Annotated in this window: 15 protein-coding genes; 6 read left to right on the forward strand and 9 right to left on the reverse strand. The window is 70.3% G+C overall.

Annotation, left to right across the window (positions count from 1 at the left end):
• Positions 1-52: 52 nt before the first annotated feature.
• The gene (locus ACWDEW_RS24780; protein WP_381250752.1) at positions 53-346 is read right to left on the reverse strand and encodes a hypothetical protein; all 294 of its coding nucleotides are present in this window, start codon (positions 344-346) and stop codon (positions 53-55) included.
• A gap of 142 nt (positions 347-488) precedes the next feature.
• Between ACWDEW_RS24780 and ACWDEW_RS24785 the strand changes: the two genes are divergently transcribed.
• Entirely contained in the window at positions 489-1064 is a 576-nt protein-coding gene (locus tag ACWDEW_RS24785) for a hypothetical protein (protein WP_450515112.1), read from the forward strand.
• Here the strand turns inward: ACWDEW_RS24785 and ACWDEW_RS24790 are convergent.
• The 5 genes from ACWDEW_RS24790 to ACWDEW_RS24810 form a co-directional block, all read right to left on the reverse strand.
• Entirely contained in the window at positions 1061-2065 is a 1005-nt protein-coding gene (locus ACWDEW_RS24790) for an LLM class F420-dependent oxidoreductase (RefSeq protein ID WP_450515272.1), read from the reverse strand. The two genes, ACWDEW_RS24785 and ACWDEW_RS24790, sit on opposite strands and share 4 nt — an antisense overlap.
• Before the next feature lie 117 nt (positions 2066-2182).
• The gene (locus tag ACWDEW_RS24795) at positions 2183-2932 is read right to left on the reverse strand and encodes a hypothetical protein (protein WP_450515113.1); all 750 of its coding nucleotides are present in this window, start codon (positions 2930-2932) and stop codon (positions 2183-2185) included.
• A gap of 119 nt (positions 2933-3051) precedes the next feature.
• On the reverse strand, positions 3052-3954 hold the full coding sequence (locus ACWDEW_RS24800) for an N-acetylmuramoyl-L-alanine amidase (protein WP_450515114.1): 903 nt from the start codon (positions 3952-3954) through the stop codon (positions 3052-3054).
• Positions 3955-4030: 76 nt separating this feature from the next.
• Positions 4031-4681: a class I SAM-dependent methyltransferase gene (locus tag ACWDEW_RS24805; protein ID WP_450515115.1), complete on the reverse strand. Its 651-nt coding sequence runs from the start codon at positions 4679-4681 to the stop codon at positions 4031-4033.
• A 120-nt stretch (positions 4682-4801) separates the two neighbouring features.
• Entirely contained in the window at positions 4802-6535 is a 1734-nt protein-coding gene (locus ACWDEW_RS24810; RefSeq protein ID WP_450515116.1) for an MFS transporter, read from the reverse strand.
• A 184-nt stretch (positions 6536-6719) separates the two neighbouring features.
• Here ACWDEW_RS24810 and ACWDEW_RS24815 point away from each other — a divergent pair, with 184 nt between their 5' ends.
• From ACWDEW_RS24815 to ACWDEW_RS24830, 4 genes are all read left to right on the forward strand, one after another.
• Positions 6720-7910 carry a lipid-transfer protein gene (locus ACWDEW_RS24815; protein WP_450515117.1) on the forward strand — a complete coding sequence of 397 codons (1191 nt, stop codon included), beginning with the start codon at positions 6720-6722 and terminating at the stop codon, positions 7908-7910.
• A 64-nt stretch (positions 7911-7974) separates the two neighbouring features.
• Positions 7975-9552 carry an MFS transporter gene (locus ACWDEW_RS24820; RefSeq protein WP_450515118.1) on the forward strand — a complete coding sequence of 526 codons (1578 nt, stop codon included), beginning with the start codon at positions 7975-7977 and terminating at the stop codon, positions 9550-9552.
• Positions 9553-9603: 51 nt separating this feature from the next.
• Positions 9604-10155 (forward strand): SigE family RNA polymerase sigma factor, encoded by a 552-nt coding sequence (locus ACWDEW_RS24825; protein WP_450515119.1) that lies wholly within the window; start codon positions 9604-9606, stop codon positions 10153-10155.
• Positions 10152-10985 carry a hypothetical protein gene (locus tag ACWDEW_RS24830; RefSeq protein ID WP_450515120.1) on the forward strand — a complete coding sequence of 278 codons (834 nt, stop codon included), beginning with the start codon at positions 10152-10154 and terminating at the stop codon, positions 10983-10985. Before ACWDEW_RS24825 ends, ACWDEW_RS24830 begins: the two co-directional genes overlap by 4 nt.
• Positions 10986-11049: 64 nt before the next feature.
• Here ACWDEW_RS24830 and ACWDEW_RS24835 read toward each other — a convergent pair whose 3' ends face one another.
• Positions 11050-11262: a hypothetical protein gene (locus ACWDEW_RS24835; RefSeq protein WP_450515121.1), complete on the reverse strand. Its 213-nt coding sequence runs from the start codon at positions 11260-11262 to the stop codon at positions 11050-11052.
• A gap of 29 nt (positions 11263-11291) precedes the next feature.
• On the reverse strand, positions 11292-11924 hold the full coding sequence (locus ACWDEW_RS24840; protein ID WP_450515273.1) for a response regulator: 633 nt from the start codon (positions 11922-11924) through the stop codon (positions 11292-11294).
• Between the two features lie 298 nt (positions 11925-12222).
• Here ACWDEW_RS24840 and ACWDEW_RS24845 point away from each other — a divergent pair, with 298 nt between their 5' ends.
• Complete coding sequence (locus ACWDEW_RS24845; protein ID WP_450515122.1) at positions 12223-13785, forward strand: alpha-L-arabinofuranosidase B; 1563 nt, start codon at positions 12223-12225, stop codon at positions 13783-13785.
• On the opposite strand, the gene ACWDEW_RS24850 is transcribed toward ACWDEW_RS24845, so the two are convergent.
• Entirely contained in the window at positions 13763-15046 is a 1284-nt protein-coding gene (locus tag ACWDEW_RS24850) for a sensor histidine kinase (RefSeq protein WP_450515123.1), read from the reverse strand. The genes ACWDEW_RS24845 and ACWDEW_RS24850 overlap by 23 nt on opposite strands.
• Positions 15047-15057 lie beyond the last annotated feature (11 nt).

Genomic DNA, 15057 nt, shown 5'->3' on the forward strand with positions numbered 1-15057 from the left:
GGGCGCGGGGAACTGCGCGCTCAGCCACGACGCACTCGCAGCCGCCGAACAGTCAGGAGCGGTTCACCCGGTTGGCGATCGCATGGCCGATAAACAGGTAGACGATCGCGGCGAGACCGTAACCGCACACGACCCGCGCCCACGCCTCGTCGAAGGTGAACAGATCGCGGGACCAGCCCGCGAGCCAGTTGGCCGTGCGGTGGACGAACTGCACGAGGTCGTTCGCGCGGTTGGCGTCCAACAGGTACATCAGAATCCAGAGGCCCAGGATGAGGGCCATGATGTCGGCAATGATCACGATGACGTTGCCGGCGGAATTCGAACCGCGTCTGTAGTAGGGGGACATGCCCACCGGATTGCCGCTCCGCCCGCGATGAAACCAGGTAGCGGTGAAACCCGAACGGCGTCCCCCGGGTGGCGCAACCTTCCGGGCCGGGTGAGGCTGCCGGGGTAAGGACACCCACTCGGGGAAACCCCCGGAGGATTCCGTGCCCGTACCGATACGGCGCCTCTTCGCGGCGCTCACCCTGTGCTGCGCCCTGCTCGCCGGCGGCACCGCCTGCGGCAGCACCGCCGACGACGCCACACAGAACACCGCGGCCGTCGTGGCCGCTGCCGCCGCCACGCCGAGCCCCAGCACCACCGCCGAGCGCCAGAAACTGGCCAAGACCCGCTTCGTCGCGAACGCGGGCCTCGCCGCCGGTGCCACCTACCAGTGGATCGTGAAGCCCTGGAAGGCCGGCAAGTTCAAGAAGGGGGCGAGCGGACGCAGGTTCGCCCTCGTCAAGGCGGGTCTGGCCGGCGCGTTCGCGTACAACCGGCTCAAGGCGGCCAAGAAGAACGCCCAGGGCGACCCCACGCTCTCCAAGGCACTCGCCCCGCTGACCGCCGGCATCGAATCCCTCAAGGACCTGCCGTCCAAGCTCCGCAAGGGCGACTCGACCGACGCGACGGCGAGTTCCTTCGACGACATCATCAACAAGGTCAAGGAAGCCGGGAAGAGCGCCGGTGCCGAGGTGACCGAGAAGGTGCCGTCGGCAGGCCAACTGGCGGGCGGCTCCTAGGAGTTGAGCTCCGCCAGTACCCGCAGTGTGTGCGGGTCGGGCGCAAGGGCCAGCAGATCTGTCACCGGGCCCTTGCGCCACGACTCCAGCCGCTCCGCGATCCGTTCACGCGGCCCCACGAGCGAGATCTCGTCGGCGAACGCGTCCGGCACGGCGCGGACGGCCTCCTCCCGGCGCCCGCCGAGGAACAACTCCTGTATCCGCCGGGCCTCTTCCTCGTACCCCATGCGCGCCATCAGATCGGCGTGGAAGTTGCGTGCCGCGTGCCCCATCCCGCCGATGTAGAAGCCGAGCATCATCTTCACGGGGAGCAGGCCCTCGGCGACGTCGTCACAGACCTTCACCTGTGCCATGGGCGCCACGAGGAAGTTGTCGCGAAAGTCGGTGGTCCCGTACACCTCCGGCCGACTCGGCGACCAGTACAACGGCAGCCACCCGTCGGCGATTTCGGCCGTCTGCGCCACGTTCTTCGGCCCCTCGGCGCCCAGCAGGACCGGCAGGTCGGGGCGGAGCGGGTGGGTGATGGACCTGAGCGCCTTGCCGAGTCCCGTTCCGTCCGCGCCCCGGTACGGATGCGCGTGGTACCGCCCGGCCACCTCGACCGGCGCCTCCCGCCGCAGCACCTGCCGTACGACCTCGACGTACTCCCGGGTCGCGGTCAGCGGCGACCTGGGGAACGGCCGCCCGTACCAGCCCTCCACCACCTGCGGCCCCGACAGCCCGAGCCCGAGCATCATCCGCCCGCCCGACAGATGGTCGAGGGTGAGCGCGTGCATCGCGGTGGTGGTCGGGGACCGGGCCGCCATCTGGGCAACGGCCGTCCCCAGCTTGATCGTTGACGTCTGCGCGGCGATCCAGGTCAGGGGAGTGAAGGCGTCGGAACCCCACGACTCGGCCGTCCACACCGAGTCGTAGCCGAGCCGCTCCGCCTCCTGGGCCAGCGGCACATGGTCCGCGGAGGGACCGCGTCCCCAGTACCCGAGTGCGAGACCGAGCCGCATGTCGCCTCCACAGTCAGCCACCTGACGGATCGTCAGCTCTTCGACGGGACGGCTGCGACTGTACGACAACGGCCCCCCGCCCGGAAGGGCGAGGGGCCGTGGGAGACGGTGCGGGGCTCAGCCGCGCTGGATCCCTGACGTGTCCTGCAGTACGCCACGACGGCCGTCCTGCGTCTGCGCGATCAGCGCCGGACCGCGCTGCTCGACGGCCAAGTACCAGGTACCCGGCGCGAGTTCGGCGATCGGCGACGGCGAGCCGTCCTCCGCGAACAGCGGCCGGGCCACCGGCACGGCGAACCAGAACGGCGAGAAGTCCCCGCCGGGAGGCGGCGTCGGCTGCGGCTGGGGCTGCCCGAACGGCTGCGCGGTCCCCGCCTGCTGCGGCTGAGTGCCGTACGACGGCTGCGGCGCACCGGCGCCCGGGTAGCCGTAACCACCGGGAGGCTGGGCGCCGTAGGGCTGCGGGGCGGCCGGCTTGGGGGCGGGGACGAGGGCGGCCTGGAGCGCCGGGACGAGAGGCGTCGCGATGGCGGCACCGGCCAGGGCGAGGGCCGCGATGAAGCCGATGATGAGGCCGGAGGAGGCGCTGGCGCCGTCCGGGGTGTCCACGAGCGACCAGAAGAGGGTCCACGCGGAGAGAACGGTGAACGCCACGCCGACCGTCCCGAGGTCCAGTCCCACGATCTTGCGCGGCTGGGGCAGGGCGCGGTTGACGACGATGAGAGCGGCACCGATCACGCCGCCGGCGTAAGTGCCGAGGGCGTCACCGAGGTTGGTCCACGCGGTCACGTCCACGTTGTACCCGGAGACGGAATAGAGCTTGAGGAACGACGCGATGAAGAGCAATACCGCTGCTCCGATCACCACACCGTCGCCTCGTGTGAGGGAGCGGATATTCACTTCAGGTCCTTCGTAGGTCGTCTCGTCGTCGGTTGACCCTATCGTCCACCTTGCCAGGGTGTCCGCCCGGATCAGCCCACTGATCGTTACCCGCGCAGGAAACTCACGATTCCCTCAGAGATCCCCTGCGCCGCCGCCTGTCTCCAGGCGCCGTTCGTCAGCAGTGCGGCATCCTTGCTATCGCGCATATTGCCGCACTCGATGAACACCTTGGGAACCGTTGACAGATTGAGACCGCCCAGGTCCTTACGCGTGACGAGACCGGTGCCGTCGCCGACGTAGTTGGACGGCTGTTCGCCCGTCGCGCGACGGTAGTCGCTCTCGATGGTGCGGCCGAGAACGGCGGAGGGGGCGACGATCGCGCGGGTGTCGGCGCCGCCCGCGTGCACGGAGGCCGGAAGGATCACGTGGAACCCGCGGTCGCCGGCCGGTGCGCCGTCCGCGTGGATGGAGATCGCGGCGTCCGCGTGCGCGGCGTTGCCGATCCTCGCGCGCTCGTCGACGCACGGTCCCCAGGCCGGGGAGGCGCCGTCGTGGGTCAGCTTCACCGTGGCGCCCTGCCGCTCCAGGATCTTCCGCAGCCGGTGGGACACGTCCATCGTGAACTGGGCTTCCGAGTAACCCGCGTTGGTGGACGTCCCGGTCGTGTCGCACTCCTTCCAGTTCGTGCCGATGTCCACCTTGCGGTTGATCTCGGCGGTGTGCTGGAAGTTGGTGACGTTGTGCCCCGGGTCGATGACGACGACCTTGCCCGTGAGGGGCCTGGAGTTCGGCGGCTTGTCGTCGTTCGAGGCGGTGACCGAGGGCGAGGAGGACGCACCCGGCACCGTGGCCGACGCCTCGCCCGAGTCACCCGGGCCGCTCACCGCCCCGTACACGAACCACCCGATCAGCGCCCCCGGCACCAGCGCGGCCAGCGCCACGGTCAGGGGCCCTCGACGGGAACGACGGGGCTGCGGAGGATCGAAGTCCGGACCTACGTACGACACGTGAGCCAGCCTAGCGGCCTGGCGGGACGGTCCCGCCGAAGCGGCGACGAGCGCCGCCAGGAGTCGCGACCGATCTTCAGACGCCGGTTCCCGTGCGCCGTAGCACCCGCAGTGAGTCCGTCACCGACACCTCCGTGAACGCGCCCGATTCCAGGGCCCGTTGGTACACGCGGTACGGGGCCTGCCCGGTGAACTCGTCCTCGGGTTCCGGGAACACGTCGTGGATGACGAGCAGCCCGCCCTCGGCGACATGGGGCGCCCAGCCCTCGTAGTCGGCGTTCGCGTGCTCGTCGGTGTGCCCGCCGTCGATGAAGACGAGGCCGAGGGGAGCGCCCCACACGCGTGCCACCTGCGGCGACCGCCCGACGAGGGCCACCACATGCTCCTCAAGCCCCGCCCGGTACAGGGTCCTGCGGAACGTGGGCAACGTGTCCATCAGCCCGATCTCCGGGTCGACGGTCGCCGGGTCGTGGTACTCCCACCCCGGCTGCTGCTCCTCGCTGCCCCGGTGATGGTCGACCGTGAGTGCGACGACACCGGCCGCGCGGGCGGCATCGGCGAGGAGGAGGGTGGAGCGCCCGCAGTAGGTACCCACCTCCAGCAGCGGCAGCCCGAGGCTTCCGGCTTCCACGGCGGCGGAGTACAGGGCGAGCCCCTCACCGGCCGGCATGAATCCCTTGGCGGCCTCGAACGCGGCGAGGATTTCGGACTTGGGTGCCGGCGGCATGGGGGACCTCTCGATCGGGGGTACGGCATTGTCTTTCAGGGGTGCGGGGCTGTGTCGATATGCGGCTCCGCCGCCTGGGCGCGACCAGCCCCCACACACCCGCGGCCAACAAACTACCGACTACGCGCTGACAGTCTCCCCGGGCAACGACAGATCAAGGTCAACCGCAACCTCGTCCCCCGCGTGCGACGCGGACGAGGCCAACGGCCCATGCCCACTGGCCCGCGCCGCCAACACGTACGCCCCCTCGGACGGCACAGCGATGACGTAACTCCCGTCCTCGGAGGACAAGGTGGCTCCGGCCTGCCGCCCCCGCCGGTCGATCAACGTGACCTTGGCCCGCGCGACAGGAGAACCGTCGGCACCCAGCACCCGCCCCCGGAACCCCCGCAGAATCTCCTCCGCGCGCTCCAGGTTGGCCTCCTCCTCGCTGCTGAAGTTCAGTTGCGGTGCCCGGTTCGGCTTCGGGAGGAACAGCGCCATCAGCAGACCGACGGCGACCGCACCCGTCGCGATCATGAAGGAGACGCGGAATCCATGCATCGTCGGGATCGCGACCCCGCCCACATGGTTCGCGGTGTTGGCGAGCACCATCCCGATCACGGCGCTGGAGACGGACGTACCGATGGACCGCATCAGGGTGTTGAGCCCGTTCGCCGCACCGGTCTCCGACGCCGGCACCGCACCCACGATCAGCGCGGGCAGCGACGAGTACGCGAGGCCGATGCCCGCGCCCAGCACGACCGCGATGACCAGGCTCTGCCAGGCCGCGCTCATCAGGCCGATGCCCGCGCCGTAGCCGACGCCGATGATCACCATGCCGATGATCAGGGTGACCTTGGGGCCGTACTTCGCCGAGAGACGGGCGTAGACGGGGGCGGTGAACATCATCGTCAGGCCCAGCGGCGCGACCAGCAGACCGGCGGTGACCATCGACTGGCCGAGACCGTAGCCCGTGGCCTTGGGCAGTTGGAGGAGCTGGGGCAGGACGAGGGAGACGACGTAGAAGGAGACGCCGACCATGATCGAGGCGAGGTTGGTGAAGAGGACCGCCGGGCGGGCCGTGGTGCGCAGGTCGACCAGCGGGGCCTTCACGCGCAGTTCCATCACGCCCCACAGGAGCAGGACGACGACGGCCGCGGCGAACAGGCCGAGCGTGGTGCCGGAGGTCCAGCCCCAGTCGCTGCCCTTGGTGATCGGCAGGAGGAAGAGGACGAGGCCGGCGGAGAGGCCGATCGCGCCGAGCACGTCGAAGGTGCCCTCGGCGCGCATCGGGGACTCCGGTACGACGAGGAGGGTGAGGGCGATGGCGAGGACACCGAGGCCGGCGGCGCCGTAGAAGAGGGCGTGCCAGTCGGCGTGCTGGGCGACGAGGGCCGCGGCGGGCAGGGCGAGGCCGCCGCCGACGCCGATCGAGGAGCTCATCAGGGCCATGGCCGAGCCGAGCTTCTCGCGGGGCAGCATGTCGCGCATCAGGCCGATGCCCAGCGGTATCGCGCCCATCGCGAAGCCCTGGAGCGTACGGCCCGCGATCATCGTGAGGAGATCGCTGGTGAGGGCGCTGACGAGGGCGCCCACCACCATGATGGCCAGGCTGGTGATCAGCATCCGCCGCTTGCCGTAGAGGTCGCCGAGGCGGCCCATGATCGGCGTGGCGACGGCTCCGGAGAGGAGTGTCGAGGTCAGGACCCAGGTGGCGTTGCTGGGCTCGGTGCTCAGCAGCTGCGGCAGGTCCTTGATGACCGGGACGAGCAGGGTCTGCATCACCGCGACAACGATGCCCGCGAAGGCGAGCACCGGCACGATGGCGCCGGACGGCCTCCGTGCGGGCTGGTCGGTCGACGTGTGCGTCATGGAGTGAGGCCTCCAGGCCGTAAGGGTGAGGTGATCCGTGCGGGATAAGTGCACGGTAAACCTCGTATGCATGGGCAACTATTCCGATGCTTCGGCGTACTAACGAATCCTTGACCGTCCCATGAATATCTGACCCTCCGTCACCTCTGGCCATTTACTGAAACGTGTTCTAGTCTCGCCCGCCATGAAGGCCTATGTCGCCGGCGTCGGAATGACGAAGTTCGAGAAGCCGGAGAGCCGGGAGTGGCAGTACTGGGACATGGTGCGGGAGGCCGGGAGTGCCGCCCTCGCGGACGCCGGGATCTCCTACGCGGACGTAGAACAGGTTCCGATCGGCTACTGCTTCCAGCCCTCGACCGCCGGCCAGCGCGCCGTCTATGAGCTCGGTCTCACCGGCATCCCCGTCTACAACGTCAACAACAACTGCGCGACGGGTTCGACCGCCCTGATGCTCGCCCGCCAGCTCGTCGAGGGCGGGGCGGCCGACTGCGTACTGGCGGTGGGCTTCGAGAAGATGAAGAGGGGTGCGCTCGGGGGCGGCGCCGACGGTGGCGACTTCGCTACGTCCCCCGTCGCGCGCCACTACGGCGTCATGGCCGCCCGGCACGGCTTCGAGATGACCCCGCCCACCGCCCAGATCTTCGGCGACGCGGCCCGCGAACACATGGAGAAGTACGGCACGACCGAGGCCCAGCTCGCCGCCGTCGCCGCCAAGAACCACCGGCACTCCGCGCACAACCCGAACGCCCAGTTCCAGGACGTCTACGACGTCGACGACATCCTCGCGGCCCGGGTCGTCCACCACCCGCTGACGAAACTCCAGTGCTCACCGACCTCGGACGGGGCCGCGGCGGCGGTCGTCGTCTCCGAACGCTTCGCGCGGTCAAGGCAGTTGGCGGGTCGGCCCGTCGAGATCGTCGCCCAGGCGATGACCACCGACACCGAGGACTCCTTCGCCTCCGGCTCCTGCGTGGACGTCGTAGGACAGCCCATGTCCCGGGCCGCCGCCCGCCAGGTCTACGAACGGTCCGGACTCGGCATCGAGGACGTGGACGTCGTGGAACTCCACGACTGCTTCTCGATCAACGAACTGCTGACGTACGAGGCCCTCGGCATGTGCGGACCCGGGGAGTCCGGGAAGCTCGTCGAGTCCGGCGGTACGACGTACGGCGGACGCTGGGTGGTCAACCCGTCGGGCGGGCTGATCTCCAAGGGACATCCGCTGGGGGCCACCGGGATCGCCCAAGTCGCCGAGCTGGTGTGGCAGCTGAGGGGGACGGCGGGGCAGCGGCAGGTACCGGGGGCCGAGGTGGGGCTCGCGCACAACATCGGGCTGGGCGGGGCCGCGGTGGTGACGTTGCTGCGGGCGGCTTAGGTCCTACGGCGGTGGTGGGGCTGAGGCGAAATGCCGATGCCGGGGGTGCGGGCCGGTTGAGAGTATGACGACCATGTCCCGAGCCGCTGATGCCTCCCGAATATCCCGCCTGTTCAGCAGGGGCGCCGCGCCGCCCGCCTGGCTGGTGGTGGCGCTCGCGTGCGCCGGACAGTTCCTCGTCGTGCTCGACGTGTCCGTCGTCAACGTGGCGCTGCCGTCGATGCGGACCGACCTGGGCATGAGCGCGCCCGGGCTCCAGTGGGTGGTCAACGCGTACGCCATCGCCTTCGCCGGGTTCATGCTGCTCGGCGGGCGCGCCGGTGACCTCTACGGCCGCAAGCGGATGTTCCTGGTCGGGCTCGCGCTGTTCACGCTGGCCTCGCTGTGCGGCGGCCTCGCCCAGGACGGCTGGCAACTGCTCCTCGCCCGGGCCGCGCAGGGACTCGGCGCCGCCGTGCTGGCGCCCTCGACGCTGACCATCGTCACCTCGGCGGTGCCGGAGGGCGCGGCCCGCGCCCGGGCCATCGCCACCTGGACCGCGGTCGGCGCGGGCGGCGGGGCCGCCGGCGGACTCGTCGGCGGGGTGCTCGTGGACACGCTGTCCTGGCGCTGGGTGCTGCTGATCAACGTGCCCGTCGGCGCGGTGGTCCTGCTCAGCTCACTGCGGTGGCTCCCGGAGAGCCGGGCGGGGGACGGCCGGCGACTCGATCTGCCGGGTGCCGTCCTGGTCACGGCCGGTCTCGGCGTACTGGCCTACGGCATCTCGCAGACCGAGGCCGAGGGGTGGACGGCCGCCGCGACCCTGGTCCCGCTGGCCGCCGGACTCGCGCTGGTCGCGCTCTTCCTGGTCGTCGAGGCCCGCACGGCGGCTCCGCTGATGCCGCTCGGGCTGTTCCGGTCGCGGGCGGTGTCGTCGGCCAACGCTGCGATGTTCCTGAGCGGCTCCGCGATGTTCTGCATGTGGTTCTTCATGACGCTGTACGCGCAGAACGTCCTCGGGTACAGCCCGCTGGAGGCCGGGCTCGCCCTGGTGCCGAGCTCCCTCGCCGTCCTCGTCGGCTCCAAGTCGGCGCCCCGCTTCATGCCGGTCCTCGGCGCGCGCAACGTCGCCGTGCTCGGGACGGTGATCGCGGCGGTCGGCTTCGGCTGGCAGTCGCTGATGACCGCGCGGGGGGACTACCTGACGGAGATCATGCTCCCCGGAATCCTGATGATGCTGGGCGCGGGCCTGACCGCCACGCCGCTCGCCGCGCTCGCCACGTCCGGGGCGGCGCCGGGTGAGGCCGGTCTCGTCTCCGGGCTGATCAACACCTCGCGCACGATGGGGGGTTCGCTGGGCCTCGCCGTGATGTCGACGATCGCGGCGGCGCGGACGGCGAGCGCGCTGGGGGTGGCCGGGACGGCCGGCGCGGCCGGTGCGATCAGTACGCCTGGGCCCGACGGCGGTGTGCCGGAGGCGCTGACGGAGGGATACGCGCTGGCGTTCCGTACGGGGGCGGGGGTGCTGCTCGGCGGGGTGGCGCTGATGCTGGTGTGGCTGCCGTGGGGGAAGGGGGCCGGGCCGGCAGTGGCCGCGAAGGTCGCCGAGGGGACGGCCTCCACCAACGCGGAGGGCACGACTTCCACGAGTTTCGAGAAGTGAGGCAACGGTCCGGGCGGCTCATGGACTCCTTCAGACATCTAGGAGGTGCCCATGGGGGATCGCAAGGAGGCTCGGGGGACTCGGGACGACGAGTTCCAGAGCTTCGTCATCGGCCGCTGGCCGCGGTTGATGCGGACGGCATTTCTTCTGACGGGGGAGCAGCACGCGGCGGAGGACCTGGTCCAGTCGACGTTGGAGCAGGTCTTCGTGGCCTGGCGCAAGGTCGGCTCGGCGGACGATCCGGAGGCGTACGTACGGCGCGTGATGATCAACGCCCACGCACGCAAACACCGCAGACGGCTCAAGGAGTTCCTCGCCCCGAAGGACGACTCGGGACTGGTGCGCGAGATCGCCGACACCGGTGACCGCATCGCCCAGGCCGAGGACCGCAACGCCCTGCTGAAGGCGCTGGCCCAACTGCCCGCCAGGCAGCGGGAGGCGGTGGTGCTGCGGTACTGGGAGGACCTCACCGAGACACAGACGGCACAGGCGATGGGCTGTTCCGTCGGCGCGGTGAAGAGCAACGCGGCCAAGGGGATCGCGAAGCTCCGCGCCATACCAGGACTCGCCGAGACGGTGACGCAGGGAGGGCCGAAGCGATGAACGCGGACCGGGAGACGAACCACACCATGACGGACACGGACATCGCCCTCCTGCTGGCGGACGCGGCGGACGAGGTCGAGATCGGCACAGCCCCCTACCAGGCGGTGATCCGCGGCGGCCGTCGCCGCCGGGCCCGCCGCTGGGCGCTGGCGACGGCCGCGGCACTGGTGATCACGGGCGCGTCGGGCACCCTGGCCCTGGCCTCGCTGCGCGACGGGAGCGGCGCGGAGGTGACACCCGCGGTGACCCAGAAGCCGACGCTGCCGTCGACACCGGAGGAGCGGCACGTGTATCTGCCGCAGGAGACGATGCTCGCGGCGGGCACCGAGAAGGGCCGGGCGTGGTACGTCACGGTCGACGTGTGGGGCGCCCCCCGCACCGAGGAGGAGGCCCAGGCCCAGCTCAGTGCCATGTCCAACCGCGGTGAAGAGCCCTGGGACAAGGACAAGGCGTCCGCACTGGTCGGCAAGATCACATACTTCGTACGTCGGACATACGGGAGCGGAGCCCCGACCCTCCTGATGGGCGACTCGGCCTCCCCGCAGGACACCATGGCGGGCACGGACCTCAAGTCGGGCGCCTCCACCCTGGACCCGAAGAAGACCGACGGCCCCCAGCGCCTGGTGGTCGGCCAGGTCGCCAAGACCGCGCGGACGGTCCTCTGCACCTGGAAGGACGGCACGTCCACCGAGGCCCGCAGAGTGGCAGCGGGCGCCGACGTCAACAGCGACGAGTCGACGATCCGCCCGGCGGCCGGCTCCCCGGACAACTGGTTCGTGTGCGTCGGGGCGGAGGGGGCGATGTTCGACTCGGTGACGGTGACGAACTAGGAGCTGCCCGGCCGTTCCTGCGGCAGGTCCAGGGAGCGGTCGGCAGCGGGTTGGCCTGGGTGGGCTACTCGCTCGGTCGCTTCCCGCAATAGGGGCTGACGGTCCGGGCCGGCTTCCGCTGAATCACCCGCAGCGTCCTGGTCGTCGTCTCGGCGCCGTGGTCGCCGCAGCGTGCGGGACCAGCCCACTCCAGGAGCGGACGCCTCAGCAGTTCGACCTCGTGCTCGGCCAACAGTTCGCTCGCTCTCACAGTGGCCTGCACCTCGGGTTCGCCCATCCCTCCCCGTCTCCTGAGGTGCATCCGGGCTACAACCACCCCTGTTGGCGGGCCTCTCGCATCGCTTCCATGCGGTTGCGGGTGGCCGTCTTGCCGATCGCCGACGAGAGGTAGTTGCGGACGGTGGACTCGGAGAGGTGGAGCTTCGTGGCGATGTCGGAGACCGTCGCGCCGTCCACCGAGGCCTTGAGGACGTCGCATTCGCGGGCGGTCAGCGGGTTCGGGCCCGCGCTCAGCGCGGCGGCGGCAAGGGCCGGGTCGATGACCCTCTCGCCGGTCAGGACGCGGCGGATCGCGGCGGCCAGGTCCTCCACCGGGCCGTCCTTCACCAGGAAGCCGGCCGCGCCCGCCTCCATCGCCCGGCGGAGATAGCCGGGGCGGCCGAAGGTGGTGAGGATCAACACCCGGCAGTCGGGGGCCTGTTCGCGGAGTTCGGCGGCGGCGTCCAGGCCGCTCATGCCGGGGAGCTCGATGTCCAGGAGGGCGACATCGGGGCGGTGGGTCAGTGCGGCGTCCACGATCGCGTCGCCCCTCCCGACCTGGGCGACGACCTCCAGGTCCGCCTCCATGCCGAGCAGCAGGGCGAGGGCGCCGCGCATCATGCCCTGGTCCTCGGCGAGCAGCACTCTGACGGACTTGGCGGGCCGGTGGTCCCGGGGCATCTCATCCACGGGGCAAGGGTAAGGCCCGGGGCGGTTATCAAAAACTCTTCATTGTTCGCGTCCGCGAGTCTTGACGGTCTTCGGCTGCGGGCAAACAATCGCCTCGGCATTCCGCCGGCATCCTGGAATTCCCCGAGCAGAGCCGTTTTCGGAAAACTTTCGACAGTTCGACATTTCGATCGCGAATGGGTTCGGCATTTCGATCGAACGACATTCGGTATATCGACCATCCCCTGCCCACTCCTCCGGATGCCGGCCACCCGCACCGCCCCACCAGAAGCAGAAAAAGAGGTGCACCGTGTTCTTGAGACTCCTCCGCACTCGGCCGCGCCGGCTGAGAAACGCGACCCTGGCCGCACTGTCGGCGCTCGTGACCGTCCTCGCACTGGCCGTCGGTGTTCCGCAGGCGTCGGCCGCCACCTCGCTCCCGTGCGACATCTACGCCACCGCCGGGACACCGTGCGTCGCCGCGCACAGCCTCGTCCGGGCGCTCTACTCGTCGTACAACGGGTCGCTGTACCAAGTGCAGCGCGCCTCCGACGGTGCCACCGCGAACATAGGCCTGCTGGCGGCCGGGGGATACGCCAACGCGGCGGCGCAGGACTCGTTCTGTTCCGGTACGACGTGCATCATCACCAAGATCTACGACCAGTCCGCGCGCCACAACGACCTCACGATCGAGGGCGCGGGCGGGGCCGGCGTGGCCGATGTCGGGGCGCCCGCGGACGCGCTGCCGGTGACCGTCGGCGGGCACCAGGTCTACGGCCTGGAGATCTCGGCCGGGATGGGCTACCGCGACAACTCCACCTCGGGCGTGGCCACCAACGGCGCCGCCGAGGGGATGTACATGGTGACCTCGGGCACCCACGTCAACGGCAGTTGCTGCTTCGACTACGGCAACGCCGAGACCAACAACCAGGACACCGGCAACGGGCACATGGACGCGATCAACTTCGGCACCGAGTGCTGGTTCGCGCCCTGCTACGGCAGCGGTCCCTGGGTGCAGGCCGACCTGGAGAACGGGCTGTTCCAGTCGGACTCCGGGTACAGCAAGAACACGGCGAACACCGGCACCGGGGCGATACCGTTCGTCACCGCTTTGCTGAAAAACAACGGTCAGAACCATTTCGCGCTGAAATACGGAAACGCCCAGTCGGGGAGTCTCACGACCACCTATTCCGGGGGTGAGCCCACCACGAGCGGTTACTCGCCCATGCATCAGGAGGGCGCGATCGTCCTGGGTACCGGCGGGGACAACAGCAACGGCTCCATCGGCTCGTTCTTCGAGGGCGTCATGACGGCCGGCATCCCGACGGACGCCGCCGACAACTCCGTACAGGCCAACATCGTGTCCGTCGGCTACGGCGGCTCGACCGGCACCACCGGGACGCTCGCGGCCGGTTCGGAGATCTCGCTGCGGGCGACCACCTCGTGCTGCACGGCCGACTACGTCCGCCACCAGAACAACGCGGCGGTCATCTCGGCCATCACATCGAGCAGTTCGACGCTCGACAAGGGCGACGCCACCTGGATCGTCCGCCGGGGCCTGGCCGACAGCTCCTGCTACTCCTTCGAGTCGCGGAACTACCCCGGCGACTTCCTGCGCCACTACAACTACCAGCTCTACCGCCAACCCATGGTCGGCACCGCGCAGTTCAGACAGGACGCCACGTTCTGTGCCTCGACCGGGAAGAGCGGCACGGGCACCTCGTTCGCGTCGTACAACTACCCGACCAGATACCTCCGGCACTACAACTACAACGTCTACATAGCGAGCGACGGCGGCTCGAACGCCTTCGACAGCGCCACCTCGTGGACGGACGACGTGAGTTGGGTGGTCACGGCTCCCTGGGCGCCGTAGTCCCCGTCGTAGTCACGACGTGTGACGTCAAGTCCGCCTGTTCCACCGGGAGTTCGGCGGTCACCGTGAAGCCGCCGCGCGGCGACGGGCCGGCCCGCAGGGAGCCGCCCGCCGCCGCGAGGCGTTCGGTGAGGCCCTTCAGACCGGTGCCGCCGACGCCCTCGGCGGCACCGGACCCGGTGGGGTCGCCGGCGCCGTCGTCCGCGACGGTCAGGCGGGCGCGGTCCAGGACGCCGTCGAGGGTGATCTCGCAGCGGGTCGCGCCGCTGTGCCGTACGACGTTGGTGACCGCCTCGCGGACCACCCAGCCGAGCAGAGCCTCGGTCTGCGGGGTCAGCGGCGGGCCGGACTGGCGGACCACCGGGTCGATGTCGGCGGCGGACAACGCGGAGCGGGCGCGGTCGAGTTCGGTGGCGAGGCTGCCCTCGCGGTAGCCGGTGACGGCCTCACGGATCTCGGTGAGCGCCTGCCGGCCCACGGCCTCGATGTCGGTGATCTGGCCGAGCGCGGCCTCCATGTCTCGGGGTGCGAGGCGTCGGGCCGCCTCCGACTTCACCACGATCACCGAGAGGGTGTGGCCGAGCAGGTCGTGCAGGTCGCGGGAGAAGCGCATGCGTTCCTCCGCCACCGCCCGGCGGGCCAACTCCTCGCGGGCGGCGCGCAGTTCGCGTACGGCCTCGGAGAGGGAGAGGATCGCGGCGGTCACCATCGTCGACAGGAAGGTGCCGTAGGCGACGTTGATCGCGTCCCAGCCCGCCCGGTAGATGGAGACGGCCGCCGCGAGCGCGGTCAGCGAGAGGCCGACCTGGCCCAGGCGCGGGCCGCGCAGGCAGGCGCCGGTGGCGAGGCCCAGCAGCGGGAAGAAGTACAGCCAACTGCCGCCGTAGCCCAGGGCGAGGCCGCAGGTCACCAGGCCCATCACGACGAGGGCCACCCGCGTCGCGACGGCCTCGCGCTTCTCCTTCACGAAGGAGCGGAAGACGACGTAGATGTAGAGGGAGTTGAAGGTCAGCAGGCCCAGGCCGCCGATCCAGGGGTTGTCGGCCTTGCCCTGGAGGAGGTTGGAGAAGGAGCCCAGACCCATCAGCAGCCACGGCAGCAGGGAGAAGCCGGTCGGCGGCGGGCCCGGGTTCTCGGGCCACTCGCCCTTGCGGCGCGCCTCCTTCTGCGCGGCCTTGAACTCCGCCATGTCGGCCCGCCACCGGGCCCGTGCCGCCCGCCAGGCGCGGACCTGGCACCTGATCCCTCGCATCCAGGACATCTCTTCCGCTC

The sequence above is a fragment of the Streptomyces sp. NPDC001100 genome (assembly GCF_053598575.1).

Bases quoted from the DNA above. Each gene is read 5' to 3' on its own strand.
- ACWDEW_RS24780 (WP_381250752.1), bottom strand. From the start codon at position 346: ATGTCCCCCTACTACAGACGCGGTTCGAATTCCGCCGGCAACGTCATC.
- ACWDEW_RS24810 (WP_450515116.1), bottom strand. From the start codon at position 6,535: ATGACGCACACGTCGACCGACCAGCCCGCACGGAGGCCGTCCGGCGCC.
- ACWDEW_RS24790 (WP_450515272.1), bottom strand. From the start codon at position 2,065: ATGCGGCTCGGTCTCGCACTCGGGTACTGGGGACGCGGTCCCTCCGCG.
- ACWDEW_RS24820 (WP_450515118.1), top strand. From the start codon at position 7,975: ATGACGACCATGTCCCGAGCCGCTGATGCCTCCCGAATATCCCGCCTG.
- ACWDEW_RS24805 (WP_450515115.1), bottom strand. From the start codon at position 4,681: ATGCCGCCGGCACCCAAGTCCGAAATCCTCGCCGCGTTCGAGGCCGCC.
- ACWDEW_RS24840 (WP_450515273.1), bottom strand. From the start codon at position 11,924: ATGCCCCGGGACCACCGGCCCGCCAAGTCCGTCAGAGTGCTGCTCGCC.
- ACWDEW_RS24850 (WP_450515123.1), bottom strand. From the start codon at position 15,046: ATGTCCTGGATGCGAGGGATCAGGTGCCAGGTCCGCGCCTGGCGGGCG.
- ACWDEW_RS24825 (WP_450515119.1), top strand. From the start codon at position 9,604: ATGGGGGATCGCAAGGAGGCTCGGGGGACTCGGGACGACGAGTTCCAG.
- ACWDEW_RS24830 (WP_450515120.1), top strand. From the start codon at position 10,152: ATGAACGCGGACCGGGAGACGAACCACACCATGACGGACACGGACATC.
- ACWDEW_RS24815 (WP_450515117.1), top strand. From the start codon at position 6,720: ATGAAGGCCTATGTCGCCGGCGTCGGAATGACGAAGTTCGAGAAGCCG.
- ACWDEW_RS24835 (WP_450515121.1), bottom strand. From the start codon at position 11,262: ATGGGCGAACCCGAGGTGCAGGCCACTGTGAGAGCGAGCGAACTGTTG.